The sequence below is a fragment of the Mycoplasma iguanae genome (assembly GCF_024722375.1).
Lineage (GTDB): Bacteria > Bacillota_I > Bacilli_A > Mycoplasmatales > Metamycoplasmataceae > Mycoplasma_M > Mycoplasma_M iguanae.
Map to the genome: position 1 here is coordinate 168,780 of NZ_CP102734.1, position 15,978 is coordinate 184,757.

At 27.9% G+C, this 15,978-nt stretch carries 16 protein-coding genes; 15 read left to right on the forward strand and 1 reads right to left on the reverse strand.

Annotated elements, in window-relative coordinates; all coding sequences use genetic code 4:
* Window positions 1-63 precede the first annotated feature (63 nt).
* The 12 genes from NV226_RS00870 (at window position 64) to NV226_RS00925 (ending at window position 10,891) form a co-directional block, all read left to right on the forward strand.
* Window positions 64-2,166, forward strand: coding sequence for an ATP-dependent Clp protease ATP-binding subunit (locus NV226_RS00870; RefSeq protein ID WP_258211020.1), 2,103 nt, complete (start codon window positions 64-66; stop codon window positions 2,164-2,166).
* 275 nt (window positions 2,167-2,441) lie between these two features.
* The gene (locus tag NV226_RS00875; protein WP_258211021.1) at window positions 2,442-2,858 is read left to right on the forward strand and encodes a hypothetical protein; all 417 of its coding nucleotides are present in this window, start codon (window positions 2,442-2,444) and stop codon (window positions 2,856-2,858) included.
* Window positions 2,859-2,861: 3 nt separating this feature from the next.
* Window positions 2,862-3,689, forward strand: coding sequence for a F0F1 ATP synthase subunit A (locus NV226_RS00880; RefSeq protein WP_258211022.1), 828 nt, complete (start codon window positions 2,862-2,864; stop codon window positions 3,687-3,689).
* A 10-nt stretch (window positions 3,690-3,699) separates the two neighbouring features.
* Window positions 3,700-3,999 (forward strand): ATP synthase subunit C-like protein, encoded by a 300-nt coding sequence (locus NV226_RS00885; RefSeq protein WP_308738122.1) that lies wholly within the window; start codon window positions 3,700-3,702, stop codon window positions 3,997-3,999.
* Window positions 4,000-4,025: 26 nt separating this feature from the next.
* Complete coding sequence (gene atpF, locus NV226_RS00890) at window positions 4,026-4,583, forward strand: F0F1 ATP synthase subunit B (protein ID WP_258211023.1); 558 nt, start codon at window positions 4,026-4,028, stop codon at window positions 4,581-4,583.
* Between the two features lie 3 nt (window positions 4,584-4,586).
* Window positions 4,587-5,141: a F0F1 ATP synthase subunit delta gene (locus NV226_RS00895; protein ID WP_258211024.1), complete on the forward strand. Its 555-nt coding sequence runs from the start codon at window positions 4,587-4,589 to the stop codon at window positions 5,139-5,141.
* Window positions 5,131-6,705 carry a F0F1 ATP synthase subunit alpha gene (gene atpA / locus NV226_RS00900; RefSeq protein WP_258211025.1) on the forward strand — a complete coding sequence of 525 codons (1,575 nt, stop codon included), beginning with the start codon at window positions 5,131-5,133 and terminating at the stop codon, window positions 6,703-6,705. Before NV226_RS00895 ends, atpA begins: the two co-directional genes overlap by 11 nt.
* 2 nt (window positions 6,706-6,707) lie before the next feature.
* Window positions 6,708-7,553, forward strand: a complete 846-nt coding sequence (gene atpG, locus NV226_RS00905; protein WP_258211026.1) for an ATP synthase F1 subunit gamma — start codon at window positions 6,708-6,710, stop codon at window positions 7,551-7,553.
* A gap of 14 nt (window positions 7,554-7,567) precedes the next feature.
* On the forward strand, window positions 7,568-8,983 hold the full coding sequence (gene atpD / locus NV226_RS00910; protein ID WP_258211027.1) for a F0F1 ATP synthase subunit beta: 1,416 nt from the start codon (window positions 7,568-7,570) through the stop codon (window positions 8,981-8,983).
* An 8-nt stretch (window positions 8,984-8,991) separates the two neighbouring features.
* The gene (locus NV226_RS00915; protein ID WP_258211028.1) at window positions 8,992-9,366 is read left to right on the forward strand and encodes a FoF1 ATP synthase subunit delta/epsilon; all 375 of its coding nucleotides are present in this window, start codon (window positions 8,992-8,994) and stop codon (window positions 9,364-9,366) included.
* 75 nt (window positions 9,367-9,441) lie between these two features.
* Window positions 9,442-10,272, forward strand: coding sequence for a ribosome biogenesis GTPase YlqF (ylqF, locus tag NV226_RS00920; protein ID WP_258211029.1), 831 nt, complete (start codon window positions 9,442-9,444; stop codon window positions 10,270-10,272).
* 16 nt (window positions 10,273-10,288) lie between these two features.
* Window positions 10,289-10,891 (forward strand): thymidine kinase, encoded by a 603-nt coding sequence (locus tag NV226_RS00925; RefSeq protein ID WP_258211030.1) that lies wholly within the window; start codon window positions 10,289-10,291, stop codon window positions 10,889-10,891.
* Window positions 10,892-10,925: 34 nt separating this feature from the next.
* Here NV226_RS00925 and NV226_RS00930 read toward each other — a convergent pair whose 3' ends face one another.
* Window positions 10,926-12,764: a lipoprotein 17-related variable surface protein gene (locus NV226_RS00930; protein WP_258211031.1), complete on the reverse strand. Its 1,839-nt coding sequence runs from the start codon at window positions 12,762-12,764 to the stop codon at window positions 10,926-10,928.
* A 383-nt stretch (window positions 12,765-13,147) separates the two neighbouring features.
* Between NV226_RS00930 and pyk the strand changes: the two genes are divergently transcribed.
* The 3 genes from pyk to NV226_RS00945 all read left to right on the forward strand — a co-directional run bounded on the left by pyk (window position 13,148) and on the right by NV226_RS00945 (window position 15,928).
* A complete protein-coding gene (pyk, locus tag NV226_RS00935) occupies window positions 13,148-14,581 on the forward strand; it encodes a pyruvate kinase (RefSeq protein WP_258211032.1) in 1,434 nt (477 codons plus the stop codon).
* Window positions 14,582-14,675: 94 nt separating this feature from the next.
* A complete protein-coding gene (locus tag NV226_RS00940; RefSeq protein ID WP_258211033.1) occupies window positions 14,676-15,020 on the forward strand; it encodes a YigZ family protein in 345 nt (114 codons plus the stop codon).
* 26 nt (window positions 15,021-15,046) lie between these two features.
* Entirely contained in the window at window positions 15,047-15,928 is an 882-nt protein-coding gene (locus NV226_RS00945; protein WP_258211034.1) for an RluA family pseudouridine synthase, read from the forward strand.
* The last annotated feature ends 50 nt before the right edge of the window (window positions 15,929-15,978 follow it).

The window sequence follows — 15,978 nt, forward strand, 5'->3', positions numbered from 1 at the left end:
CACTATTTTAATGAAAGTGCTAAAAATGTGATATAATTGGTTAATAGAATTAAGGAGGTAATTATGAATAATACAAATAATGAAAATGCATTAATGAAATATGGTAGAAATTTAACTGATTTAGCTAAAAATAATAAACTAGAGCCAGTTATTGGTCGTGATGATGAAATTCGAAGAATTATCCACATTCTTTCCAGAAAAAATAAAAATAATCCAATTTTAGTTGGAGAACCTGGAGTAGGTAAAACTGCCATTGTTGAAGGTTTAGCAACTAAAATAGTTCAAGGTTCTGTGCCTGAAAATTTAAAAAATATGGAATTATATGAAATTGATTTACCTGCTTTAATCGCTGGTGCATCATATCAAGGTGAATTTGAAAAAAGATTAAAAGACATTATGAAAGCGATTGAAGAATCAGAAAATAAAGTAATTATTTTTATTGATGAAATTCATATGATTGTTGGTGCTGGAAAAACTTCGGGAGCAATGGATGCGGCAAATATTGTAAAACCAGCTATGGCTCGCGATCAAATTAAATTAATTGGTTCAACAACTTTGGAAGAATACAAATTATATATAGAAAAAGATCCAGCGCTTGAAAGAAGAATGCAAAAAATTTCTGTCAAAGAACCATCAATTGAATCTACTATTACAATTTTAAGAGGAATTAAATCCAGATTTGAAGAATTTCACAAAGTAAAAATTGATGATAATGCACTAATTGCTGCTGCAAATCTATCAAATCGTTATATTGCTGATCGTTTTTTACCGGATAAAGCAATTGACTTAATTGATGAAGCAGCTGCTTCTATTAAAACTGAAATGAATTATTTACCTGAAAGTTTAGAACGTGCAAATCAAAAAATTGCTCAATTAGAAATGGAAAAAGCTGCTAAAAAAACTCAAAAAACAGCAGAAGCAACAGAAAGAATTACAGAAATTGATAAAGAATTAAAGACTTTAAAAACGCAAGCAGATGAAATTTATCAAAAATGGAAATCAGAAAAAGATGCAATTGATAAAATAGCAGCAATTAAAACACAAATTAATGAATTAAATCATAAAGCAAATTTTTATAAAGGTGAAGGTAAATATCGTGAAGCTTCTGAAATTGCTTATTTAAAAATTCCTCAACTAGAAAAAGAACTAGCTCAATTAGAAAAAATAGCTGAAAACAAAATTTCAAAAGAAATTATGACCAGTGAAGATATTGCGAAAGTGGTTTCTAAATGAACTAAAATTCCTTTAGAAAAATTAGTAAAAAGTCAAAAAGATAAATTATTAGAATTAGAAGCTAATTTATCACAAAGAATTAAGGGACAACAAGAAGCTAATAAACTGGTAGCAAATGTTATTCTTCGTTCTAAAGCAAACATTAATGATCCCTTTAAACCCATCGGTTCATTCCTGTTTTTAGGTCCAACGGGGGTGGGTAAAACTGAATTAGCAAGATCATTAGCTTTCAATTTATTTGATTCTGAAAAACAAATGATTCGTTTAGATATGTCTGAGTACATGGAAAAACATTCAGTATCTAAAATTATAGGTTCACCTCCAGGTTATGTAGGTTTTGAACAATCAGGACAACTAACAGAAAAAGTTAGACAACAGCCTTATTCAATTGTTTTATTTGATGAAATTGAGAAAGCTCATCCTGATGTTTTAAATCTTTTATTACAAATTTTAGATACAGGAGCTTTAACTGATTCTAAAGGAAGAAACATCAATTTTAAAAACACAATTATAATCATGACTTCCAACATTGCATCTCAAGAAATTTTGGATAATAAATTAAACAAAAAAGAGTTAGATCAAATTTTACTAAAACATTTCCGCCCTGAATTTATTAACAGAATCGATGAAATTATTGCATTTAATAAATTAGATGAAAATAGTGTTAGAGAAATTATTAAATTAGAGTTAAATAAATTAGCTCAAAGAATCCAAAATACTTATAAATTAAAAGTAGAATATTCAGAAGCTTTAATTAACTATATTCTAAAAGAAGCGTATGATGTCAATTTTGGAGCAAGACCAATTAAAAGATTTATTCAAAAAAACATTGAAAAAGAAATTGCCTTATTTTTAATCTCTCATAATTTAGAAGAAAAAGACACAATGTTTTTAGATTATTCAAACAATAAAATTACAATTAAAGTTTCATAATAAAAAACTAACCTCATAATGAAGGTTAGTTTTTTCCTTTTAATGAAAAAAACTTTAATTTTTATAAAATTAAGTTAATTAAGTATGAACTTTTTACTAACAACTTGTGCAAAATTCATTCACTATTTTGCACAAGTTATGGAGTATTTTTTAAAAAGCCAGTTTCAGCCCATATTGATTTATTTTTTTGTATCTTTTTTATTTTCATAAAAATAAAAAAGTAATAAAATAATTTAGACATAGTTATAAATTGTGTCAGTTTAGATAGGAATATAATGTCATTTCCAAAAAAAATATTTTTAACTTGATTAACATTATATTTGCTAGGATCTGTAATTAGTATTGTTTTAATGTTTACCATTAACAATAAGTCAATACTTTTGGGATGGATTTGAAGTGGGATTGGAAATATTTTTTTTATATTTCCAAAGTTATTTTTCTTAAATGAAAAATATAAAAATCAAAGTGAAGCAAAAAACAGTTTTAATAAAATGAAATATTTGATTTTTACATATACAAATAGTTTTATTCAAATTTTATTAGCACTATTTTTGATTTTTATTAATTATTGAGCCAATGGTAATTGATCAAATGTTTTATTAGCACCTTTGAATATTATAAGTTTCGTTGTAGGTTCAAGTATACCCATGATTACATTTTTAATTGCAGCATCGTTAAGCCGAAAGGAGTAAAATTTGAATATTCTAACTGAAAGTTCAACTCCCAATATCGAAATGCCAAAAACTATGGCAATTGATTTTGCAAAGAATTTTTTGGACGCGCAATCATTTTGAATGCAACCACAACTATTTTCAATGATAATTGCAACAATTTTAATCATTATTATTGCAGTAGTAGTTTACTTCAAAGTTAAAAAAGTTAAACCCAACCAAGCACCTAATACAACTGCTTACATTGCTGAGCAATATGTATCTTTAGTTGATAACATGGTTGAAACTAGTGGTGAAGGAAAAATGAATAAAACCGCGCCATATTTTTTTACATTATTAACTTTTTTAATTTTTGGTAATTTGCTTTCTTTAATTGGATTGGAATCTATTTCAACATCTTATTCAGTACCCTTAACTTTGGGAATAATTACATGATTGGGAATTTATGTTTCAGGGATTGTGCATGCTAAATTGAGATGGTTTTTAAAATTTGCAAAAAATCCATTAGATCTAATCGGAGTTCAATCAAGTTTAATTTCTTTAACATTTAGGATGTTTGGAAACTTGATTGGAGGAGTAGTATTATTAATTCTAATTCAAGTTTTTACAGCTTGAATTTGAGAAATGATACCAGTTCCAGGTATTTGAAGAGTTAACTTTTTAAATTCAATTGTTGCAGTACCATTTAAATTTTATTTTGATATTTTTGGTACTTTAATTCAAGCCTTTATTTTTGTACTGCTATCAACAATTTTCTGAGGTACAGAACTAACTCAAGATTTACCACAAAAAAAGGCAAAAAAAATCAAAAAATCTATATTTTTACATAAAAAACAAACAACATTAAATTAAGGACACAAAAATGAATGAAATTTTAAATTTATTTAATGACACAGTTGCTACATCAACAACAGATGCTAATGCAGGAATTACAGTAGGTAAAGGATTAGTTGCTATAGGAGCTGGTCTTGCCATGATAGGCGGAGCATCAGTAGGGGTTGGACAAGGTATTGCTGTAGGTCGTGCAGCAGATGCAATCGGAAGAAACCCTGAAGCTGAAAAAGTAGTTAGAACAAACTTAATTATTGGACTAGCTATTTCTGAAACTTCAGCTATCTATGCTTTAATTGTTTCACTAATTTTAGTATTTGCATTTAATTAATATTTTATTAATGAAAGAAGACACATATGAACAATTCAGTAGATAGTCATGTATTAGAAAATCCTTCAAATATATCAATTCAAACTCAAATGCAGAATTTATTCGAAAGATTATCTCCTAATTTATGAGTGATGATTTCAACACTAATTGCTTTAGTTATTCTTTTGGTAGTATTAACTTACTTGGTTTATAAGCCAGTAAAAAAAATGTTAGCTGAAAGAAAGAAATTTATTCAAGATAATATTGATGCTTCTGTAAAAAGCCGTGAAAAAGCTTTAGAGTTTGAAAAGGAAAAACAAAAAGAATTACTTGAATCAAAAACAATCGCCTTTGAAATTGTGCGTAATGCAAAAATAGAATCTGAAAAAATTATTTGACAATATACAGAAAATGCTAAAAAAGAATATAAAAAGATTCTAGATTCAGCTGCAGTTGCAATCAACTTAAAAGAGCAACAATTTAGAGAACAAGCAAAACAAGAAGTTGTTGAAATCGGAACTGAAATTGCTTCAAAAATTTTAGAGAAAAAAGTAACTCCACAGACTGAATCAGAAATTATTAAAAAAATCTTAGATAAGGCTTAAGAAATGAATCAAACTTATACAATTGGTGCAATTTCTCAAGCACTTTTAGAAATTGCTATAGAAGAAAAAAAGCTTGATGTATTTAAAGAAAATGTTACATATATCAAAGCAATTTTTTCTAACAATCCAGAATTAAATACTATTTTAAAAAGCTATTTTATTTCTTATGAAGAAAAAGAAAAACTAATTAATAATATTTTTAAAAAAGTAATTGATTCTACTTTTATGAATTTTTTACTTTTTATTACTGAAAAAAAGCAAATTGGTTTACTTTTAAATGTTTTTGAAAAATTTATTGCTCAAGTTTACAAAAAACAAAATATTACCCTTGGAACAATTTTTTCAACTAAAGTACTTTCACAAAAAGATTTAAAAGCTTTTGAAAAATTTATTGCTCAAAAGCTAGCTAAAGAAGTTGTTTTAGTCAATAAAATTGATCCTTCATTAATTGCGGGAATAAAAATAAAAGTGGAAGATTTTATCTATGAAGACAATTACAAAAAACAAATGGAGCAAATGAAAAATCTAATTTTAAGAGGAGAAAATAATGACCGCTAATAAAGAGTTAGATATAACTTCAGTAATTAAAAAGCAAATCAAAAATTTTCATAAAAAAATTGAAGAATCAGAAATTGGAGAAGTAATTTCTGTTAGTGATTATGTGGCAATTGTTTATGGATTAAAAGATGTGCAATTTGGTGAAGTGCTAATTTTTGAAAAATCAAATGTTTCAGGAATGGCTTATTCATTAGAAGAAGAATTTATTGGAGTTTTAATTTTAGGGGATGAAACTAAAATATTTGAAGGTGAAATAGTTCATCGTACTAAAGAAATTATTTCAACTAAAATTGGTGATGCATTAGTTGGTCGTGTATTAAATGCTTTAGGTGAACCAATTGATGGTAAAACACCACTTGCAAAATTAAAAAGCAAAGAAATTTTCACAGAAGCTCCAAGCATTATGTCACGTCAAGAAGTAAATCAACCACTAGATACAGGAATTTTGTTAATAGATTCAATGATTCCAATTGGTAAAGGTCAAAGAGAATTAATTATCGGTGATCGTCAAACTGGTAAAACTTCAATCGCCTTAGACACAATCATCAATCAAAAAGGAAAAGATGTTATATGTGTTTATGTGGCAATTGGTCAAAAAAATTCAACAGTTTCCCAAATTGTTGATAAATTAGAAAAGCATGAAGCAATGGCTTATACCACAGTTGTTTCAGCTGGAGCTTCAGAATCAGCTCCAATGCAATACATTGCACCTTATACAGGGGTTACAATTGCAGAAGAGTGAATGAAACGTGGTAAAAATGTTTTAGTTGTTTATGATGATTTATCAAAACATGCTGTAGCTTATAGAGCTCTTTCACTACTTCTAAGACGTCCACCAGGTCGTGAAGCTTATCCAGGAGACATTTTTTTTCAGCATTCATATTTATTAGAAAGAGCTGCAAAATTAAGTGATACTTTAGGAGGTGGTTCAATTACTGCCTTACCAATTATCGAAACACAAGCGGGAGATATTTCAGCTTACATTCCAACTAATGTTATTTCAATTACTGATGGACAAATTTTTACAAAAGAATCATTATTTAATATTGGTCAAAGGCCAGCTGTTGATATTGGTTTTTCTGTTTCTCGTGTTGGTTCAGCTGCCCAAACCAAGCCAATGAAAAAAGTTGTTTCTTCATTAAAGCTGGAACTTGCTCAATATAATGAAATGGAAGCTTTTGCACAATTTGGTTCTGATTTAGATGAATCAACCAAAAGAATTTTAAATCATGGGGCAAAAGTTTATGAATTGTTAAAACAACCACAATATAATCCTTTATCTAATGAAAATCAAACGCTAATTTTGCTTGCTGTTAAAGAAAGAATTATTAATATTGTTCCAAAAGAAAAAATATCTGATTTTAAAGAAGAATTTATTAAATTTGCCAACAGTAATGCTGATATTCTAAAACTGAAAAGACAATTAGCTAATGACAAAAATTTTACAGATGAAACATATAAAATTGCATTAGAACTAACATTAAATTTCACTAAAGGTTATGTACAAACAATACCAGATTATGATGCATCTAAATATGAACCTGTTCCCTATGAAAGAAATTAAATATGGCTTCTCTACAATCAATTAAAAGTAGAATATCTTCAATTGAAACAACAAGAAAAATCACCAAAGCAATGGAACTTGTTTCATCAGCTAAAACAAGAAAAATCAAAATGTATCATGAATCGATCCAAGAATATGTGCAAGCTATTGCTCAAGTCTTAGGTTCAATTTATCAAAAAAATAATGCAAAAGATTTAGATTTAGACATCAATGTAACAGCTGGACAATTATATGTAATTGTTACTTCCCAATTAGGACTATGTGGACCTTACAACTTAAACATTGCAAAACTTGCAAAAAAATTAGTAACTAAAAATGACTACGTAATTATTCTAGGGTCAAAAGGAATTTCTATTTTAAGAGAAACTTTTTTAGAAGAACAAGTTTTATTTAAAGTGGCCAAATATGAACATGATGATTTAACTAAAGCTTTAGAACAAATTAAAAATATTATCGTTAACTATCTAAATGACAAAAAAATTAGTGCTGTTAATGTGTTATATACCCAGTATATTAACAGTTTAACTTTCCAAGCAATAAATAAAGAAATATTTCCTTTAAAAGCAAACGATTTTACAAACAATCTTTTAGCTGGAGAATTAGAATTGGAACCCAATGCTCAAAAGATTTTAAAAAGTGTTTTACCACTTTACTTTAGCTCAACTTTATTGAATTTAATCATAGAAAGTAAAGTATCAGAAATGTCTTCAAGAATGTCTGCAATGAAAAGTGCAACAAATAATGCAGATGAAATTAATCGAACATTGAAGTTATTATTTAATAAATCACGTCAGTCAAATATTACACAAGAAATTACCGAAATTATTAACGGTGCCTTAAATGATTAAAATAGGAGAAAAATATGGCAAATAATAATCAAAAAAATGTTGGTATAATTACTCAAATTTTAGGGCCTGTTATTGACGTCCGTTTTCCAGAAGGTGCACTTCCTAACTTATTAAATGCACTTGAATTTGAATTTAATGGTAAAAAATATGTCTTAGAAGTTGAACAACATATCGGAAACGATGTTGTAAGAACAATAGCGATGGAAATTTCTTATGGATTGAAAAAAGGTATTAAAGTTTACGACACAGGAAAACCAATTTCTGTACCAGTAGGAAAAACAGTACTTTCAAGAATGTTAAACGTTCTTGGAGAACCAATCGATGAAAAAGAACCCATTCCTGCAACTGTAGAAAGAAATCCCATCCATGCTCCTGTACCCACTTACGAAGATCAGGATCCAACTACCGAAATTTTAGAAACCGGAATTAAAGTTATTGATTTATTAATTCCTTATATTAAAGGTGGAAAAATTGGTCTTTTTGGTGGAGCTGGAGTTGGAAAAACTGTACTTGTACAAGAATTAATTAATAATGTTGCTAAACAACACGGTGGACTTTCAGTTTTTGCTGGAGTTGGTGAGCGTTCTCGTGAAGGAAATGATCTTTATAATGAAATGAAAGCTTCAGGAGTTTTAGATAAAACTGCTTTAGTTTTTGGTCAAATGAATGAACCTCCAGGTGCAAGAATGCGTGTTGTACTTTCAGCACTAACAATGGCTGAATATTTTAGAGATGAATTAAATCAAGATGTGCTATTATTTGTTGATAATATTTTCAGATTTATTCAAGCTGGTTCTGAAGTTTCAGCTTTACTAGGGAGAATGCCTTCAGCTGTTGGTTATCAACCAACACTTGCAACTGAAATGGGAAAATTACAAGAAAGAATTACTTCTACACATAAAGGATCAATTACTTCTGTACAAGCAGTTTATGTTCCGGCTGATGATTTAACTGATCCTGCTCCTGCTACAACTTTTGCACACCTAGATGCTAAAACAGTTTTAGATAGAAATATTGCAGCTTTAGGAATTTATCCTGCAATTGATCCATTAGGATCATCTTCAAGATTACTTGATCCATTAATTGTAGGACAGGAACACTACAATGTTGCCCGTGAAGTGCAAGCAACATTACAACGTTTCAAAGAATTGCAAGATATTATTGCAATTTTGGGAATGGATGAATTAACAGAAGAAGACAAAAAAGTTGTTCTACGTGCACGTAGAATCAGAAATTTCTTATCGCAACCATTCCATGTAGCAGAAAAATTTTCTGGTATTCCAGGTCAATTTATTAAACTAAGTGACACTGTAAGAAGTTTTAGAGAAATTTTAGATGGAAAACATGATCATTTACCTGAAGCAGCATTTTTATATGTTGGAACAATTGAAGATGTAGTTGCTAAAGCAGCTAAAATTACTTCAAAATAGGAGTAATCATGTTAACAACAAATTTAAAAATTATTACGCCTAACGGAATTTTTCTAGAAGAAGATGTAGAAATTGCTACTGTAACAACACTTGCAGGTCAAATTGGAATTCAAGCAAATCGTGTGCCATTTGCTTCTTATATTCAACCTTCATTCATTTTAATTAACTGAACTCATTCTTCAAATTTTAAAAAGTTTTGAACTAATGGAGCATTAGTTTATGCAGAAAAATCTTTTGTAAAAATTATCACTGATAATATTCAAAGTGATATTGATGAAGCAACAATAGAAGCTAATAAGCAAAAACAAAAACATGAAGCTTCAACAGTTACAGGTAGTGAAGTAGAAATTAAGCGTCAATTAAAGAAAAATTTTAAAAACTAGCTTCTTTTTGAAGCTTTTTTATTATTTTATTGTTTTTTATAAAATAGCTTTTTTATCGATATAATTAAATAATTTATGTCACATTTTCAATGATTTCCTGGCCATATGGCTAAAGCTCTAAGAGAAATAAAAGAAAAACAAACTCTCGCTGATCTTTTTATTATTACTTTAGATGCTCGTGCACCTATCAGTTCTTATAATGAAGAATTTGATTATATTGCCCCACACAAACCCCGGCTTTTTGTAATTACTAAAATTGATTTAGCTGATAAAAGTAAACTACCTAAAATTCGTCAACGATTTAATTCAGAAAATGCTGCAGTTATTGAAGTTAATTTAAAAAAATTTAGTTCTAAAGAAAAAATTATTAAAGCCGCAGAAAAACTTTTATATGAAAAGCGTATTCGCGATCTAAATAAAGGTTTATTAAAACCTCGCTTAAGAGTTTTTGTAATGGGTGTCCCCAATAGTGGAAAATCAACTTTAATTAATTTAGTAGCGCAAGCTAAAACTAAAGTAGGAAATATGCCCGGAGTAACTAAAGGACAGCAATGGATTAAAGCTGGAGATCTCCAATTATTAGATACACCAGGAATTTTATGACCTAAAGCTTCTGATGAACTGATTGGAATTAAAATTGCCATTATTGGTTCAATTAAATTTGATATTATTCCACCAAAAATTTTATTTAATGAGTGTTATCGATTAGTATCAAAATATTACCCTGAAAAAATTATTCAAATAGGTTTAAAGCCTGCTGATGATGAAGTTGATATTTATAATAGCTTACATAAACTTTGTGAAATTAAAAAATTTTATTTACCAAATCAAGAACACAATCTAGATAAAGCAATGAAATGATTTACCACTTATTTAAGAGATTTAAAAGGCGTTACTTATGATTAATAATTAAGGAGTGATGATGTATAAAAAATTTTCTGAAGGAATGATTGAAGTTATTACAGGACCAATGTTTTCTGGAAAAAGTGATGAACTTTTAAAAAGAATTATTACACTTTCTTATGCTAATGTTAAAACGCTAATTTTCAAACCAACATTTGATACGCGTTTTTCTGATGATGAAATTGTTTCACGTTCAGGTGCAAAAATGAAAGCTTACAATGTAAAAGACTCACAACAAATTCGTGAAATCATCAGCCAACAAAAAAGCAAATTTAAAGCAATTGCCATTGATGAAGTACATTTCTTTGATAAAGATTTAATTTTTTTAATTGATGAATTAGCCAATTCTGGTTATCGAGTAATTGTTAGTGGTTTGGATCAAGATTTTTTACGCCGTCCTTTCACAATCATGCCTCAACTTTTAGCAATGGCAGAACACATTGATAAACTGCAAGCTATTTGTGTAGTATGTAAAAATGCCGCTTCTACAACATTTAGAAAAGTAAATAAAAGCAATATTAAATTAATTGGTGATACAGATGAATATGAATCACGTTGTCGCTCATGCCATATTAAAGGCGAATATGCTAAACTAACAAAAATGAATTTAGATAAAGAATAAAAAAACCACAATTATTTTGTGGTTTTTTTTTATATTAATTTACATAGTATCTATTGTTTTCACCTTCAATATGCATTCCAGCATCTAAGGTTTCAGTTTTTTCAACTTTTTGACCATTTACTGTTATTGAATATTTTAAAGTTATATATAGTCTTTTATTTTGTACATAAATTTCACTAATGCTGATAGTTTTAAATTCTCAATCAATGGGGTAAGGTCAATTATTAGGATTTTTTAAATTTAAGATTTTATTATCAAAATATAAGTCAAAGAATTTTCAAGGTTCGGCATTTAAATTAAAGCCGTTAGCATTAAAACTTAGATCTAATTTATTAGCTGTATTTCAAATTCCAGTGATTTTTTTATTATTAAATGAAAATAAAGTTGTTCATGAATTTAGTACTTTATTACTTCTAATCTTTACAGAAAATTTATTAATATCTGAAGCTTGTCATTTATTAACTCCTGATATATCAAAAGTTTTAAATGCAATACTATTATTTTGTCAATCATAAGAATCAGCTTCGTTTATTTTATACATTTCCAAAATAACTTTCATAGTACCTGCTGCATCATTGGCATCATAAACATTAGAAATTTTAAAATAATATTTATTGCCATTAGCTAATTCATTTGGAATATCAAATCATTGATTAGCAAAATAACTTGAAGATTCTTGAGTAAGTTGTTTAAAGTAAAAATTCCCATGAAAATTTTGACCATAATAATTAGTAGTTATTTCTGGATATTCATTACTAAATTGGAATAATAAATTATTTTGTTCATTCACTTCTTGATTAAATACTTTTTGATATCAAGAAGGATAAATATTAGTGATATTTGTAAATGAATTATTTTTCAGTTTGATTTCATTAAAAGCTTTTAAAACAGAATTTTCTTGTTCTAAGGGTATTTTTAATGAATTTTGAAGTTCTCCTGAACTTGCTTTAGATTCAAAAGTTTGAGTTTCAATTTTACTATCTTTTATATTTGTAAAATTAACAGCTAAAACAACATTAATTACTAACTCTTTACTCTCATCTTTTTTTTCAGCACTTTTAATTTTTAGTGTCGGAGTAACAATTTTTTGTCATGCAGGACTATTTGAAAATTTGTAAGCTATAAAAGTAATTTCTTTCAATTTTTCAATTTTTTGTTCATTACTGATACTTGAACTATTAAAATCATTAACTAGTTGATCTATATTTTTACCTTTTGTATTTGGATTTTCTAAAGTAACATCCAAGTTATTATAGAGTTTATATTCAGTATATGAATTAAAATTACTTACACCATTAACAACATTGAAAAAACCAAGTTTTTTAGAAGTTGTTAATTTATATTCTTTGCTTTGGTTTTTACCATTTTGTGAAATAGTTGCAACAACTGTCATAGTACCTGCATTGGTGTCTAAATCTTTTGCAGTTAATGTCACATTATCATGAGAAACTTTTGAATGAGTTGTAATATTGAACTTGTTTTTATTTAAATGATTTGATAAATTACTTGATAAATATTCAGAAGCGAATAAATTATCTTTTAAAGAAATTGTAAAATTAGTAAATAAATTATCTAATGCTTTTTCTGCAACTATTTCAGATTCTTTATCAGGATTAGCAGGTTTGACAGGAGCTGGTTGTGGTTTGGAATCTTCAGGTTTTTGGTTTGTATTTTGATTATCAGTTGCATTAGGTTTATTTTCTGGATTAGTTGTAACAGGTTGAGTAGGGCTAACAGCAGCAGGTTGCTTTTCATTTTCTTTACTATTTTCTGTTGTAGTATTAGTTTTTGCAGCAGCACAACTCATCGCTACAAATGGGATAAATGTAGATAATACAGCTAAGTATTGCAGGTTTTTTTTGTTAATTTTCATATCTATAAATTTTATAGTAAAAGCATAAATAAAATAAAAAATTACATAATATTAAAAAGCACAATTGGCAATCAAATAAAAGCAAACTAAAATTTTGCTTTTTCTATTACAAAAATAGCATGAATTTCATTAAATTGTGGTAATATATACAGCGATATAAAAGTTATTTTTTTTAAATATATGAATGGAGAAAATATGACTAAAGCACGTCGTGCTGAAATGGCTGTTAGAAGAGAAAAAAGATTAGCCAAAATTCGTAAAGCAGCTAAAAAAGCAGCGCTTAAATCTAAATAATTTTCATTATTAAGTAAATCTTAAGTGTTTAAGATTTACTTTTTAATTTTTAAATGGATAATAATAACTTTTGACTTAAGGAGAAAACAATGAAATTAACTGACAAAAAAACCAAAATCATTGCAACAATTGGACCTTCATCAAATAACTATGAAACTTTAAAAGAACTAGTTCTTGCTGGTGTTACAACTGTTAGGGCAAATTTTTCGCATGGTACACATGAAGAACAAAATGGTAAATTTGAATTAGCAAAACAAATTTCAAAAGAATTAAATGTTCCAATTTCTTTAATGCTAGACACAAAAGGTCCTGAAATTAGAATTGGACAAATGAAAGATGGAGCACAAAAAATTACAGCTAACTCAAAAATTAAAATTTTTACAGGTTCAAAGCAATTTAAAGAACATGTAGGAACTTCATCAGAAATTACTGTTTCATATCAAATGGATAAAGATTTAAAAGTAGGAGATCTAGTTTTAATTGATGATGGAAAATTAAAAACAGTAGTTTTAGATATTAAAAAAGGTGAAATTTTAGTTGAAGCTCAAAATGATCATAAATTAAAAACCAACAAAAGAATTAATCTTCCTGGCGTTGAATTTTCACTACCTTTTTTAGCTAAAAAAGATATTGCTGATATTAAATTTGGAATCAAAAAAGGAATTAACTATGTTGCTGCTTCATTTGTTAACTCAGCAGCTAATATTAAAGAATTAAGAACACTTTTAAACGAAAATGGTGGAAAACATGTGCAAATTATTGCAAAAATTGAATCACATGTGGGAACAGTAAAAATTGATGAAATTATTAAAGTTTCAGATGGTATCATGGTAGCTCGTGGAGATTTAGGATTAGAAATTCCTTTTCAAGATGTTCCCTACTATCAAAAGAAAATTATTCGTAAATGTCGTTTAGCTGGTAAACCAGTTATTGTGGCAACTCAAATGTTAGATTCAATGGAAAATCATCCCCACCCCACAAGAGCTGAAGTAACTGACGTTTATTGAGCAACAGAACTAGGAGCTGACTCAACAATGCTTTCTGGAGAATCTGCACAAGGAGATTTCCCATTACTAGCAGTAAAAACAATGGCCACAATTAATGAACGTGCAGAACGTGAATTTTATCAAAAATTATTTTATGATATGCAATTAAAAGCTATGATTGCTTCTTCAAAAGGTAAAAGAGCTGAAATTGCTAAAGAAATTGCCCTAACATGTCAAAAAGATAAAGTTGACTATGTTGTTGTACTTTCAAGAACAGGTAAATTATTAAAAGAAGTTGCTAAATTTAGACCAAACGCTCCAATTATTGGAATTTTAAATGATGAAGCAATGATTGGTGCATTCGGTGTAACTTCTTCAGTTTATACTTCATTAGATTCACTAGAACTATTCAAGGAAATCAAACAAGATTCTGCAAAAGCCATTGATGCAGTTAAACCTTATGGAATCAAAAAAGGTGACATTGTTTTAGTTGTAGAAAATGATAAAATCACAAAATTAGTTGCAAAAAGAATTTAATTTTTCTTAATAATTTATACAAAATCTGGATTCAGTATTTTCCAGATTTTTTATTTTTAAAATTTTAAAGTATACTTTTATAAAAATAAAAATTATGCACTTATACGAAATTAAAAAAAGTAAATTTTATACCGCAATTTATCAAGTAAATTCTAAAAAAACAATTGATGAAATCATCCAAAAATTAAAAAAAGAACATAAAAAAGCCCGCCATATTTGTTATGCATTTTACTATCAAGATGGAGAAGGTAATTTTCATGGAGGATATTGGGATGATGGTGAACCTAAAGGTAGCGCAGGTCAACCGCTATTTAGTTTGTTGCAACATCACCACCAAATTAATAAATTATTAGTTGTTATACGCTATTTTGGCGGAACAAAACTAGGATATGGAGGATTATTAAGGGCATATATTAATGCTGCTAAATTAAATTTTTAGTTTTGTGCTGTGTTATAATTTTGACAATGAAAATTACAGCAAAATACAGCGAAAGAATTGACAAATACATCAGTGATAATTCAGAAATATCAAGAAATGATATTAAAGATTTAATTTTAAATCATGAAGTTTTTGTGAATGGTATTTCTGTGCGTAAACCAAAATTTATGTTAACTGAAAATGATGAAATTGAAATCATTAATATCCCAACTAAAGTTATGGATATTAACCCAGAAAAGATCCCTTTAAAAATTGTTTTTGAAGATGATGATATTATCATTGTAGATAAACCTTCAGGTATGGTAGTGCATCCTGCACCAGGGAATATGAGTGGGACATTAGTAAATGCTTTGCTTTATCACTTCAATAATAATCTTTCTGATGAAAATGGTTATTTAAGACCGGGAATTGTTCACAGAATTGACAAAAATACTTCAGGGCTTTTAATTGTTGCCAAGAATAATAAAATTCACAAATATTTAACTGAAAAATTAAAAAATCATGAAATTAAAAGAAAGTACAAAGCCATTGTCGAAAATTTTTTAGAAAACGATATTATCAATTTAGATTTACCAATTGGCCGTGATCCTCAAAATCGCCAAAAAATGGCAGTTATTAAACAAAACTCAAAAGAAGCTAGAACAAAAGTTTTTTTAGAAAAACTTTTTGAATATGAAAATAAAAAATACTCCTTAATTCGCTGTGAACTAGAAACAGGAAGAACCCACCAAATTAGAGTACATTTATCCTACATTAAACACCCAGTTTATGGAGATCCTTTATATGGTAATACTGTAGATGATTTTGGTCAAAGATTACATGCTTATGAACTTAGTTTGACAATGCCTGATGGCAAAGAATTAAAATTCACAAGTGATTTACCAAAAGAATTCGATATTGCAAACTAGCTAATTGATAATTAGCAGTTAATATAATAGATTGCTAATTTTTCTTTTTG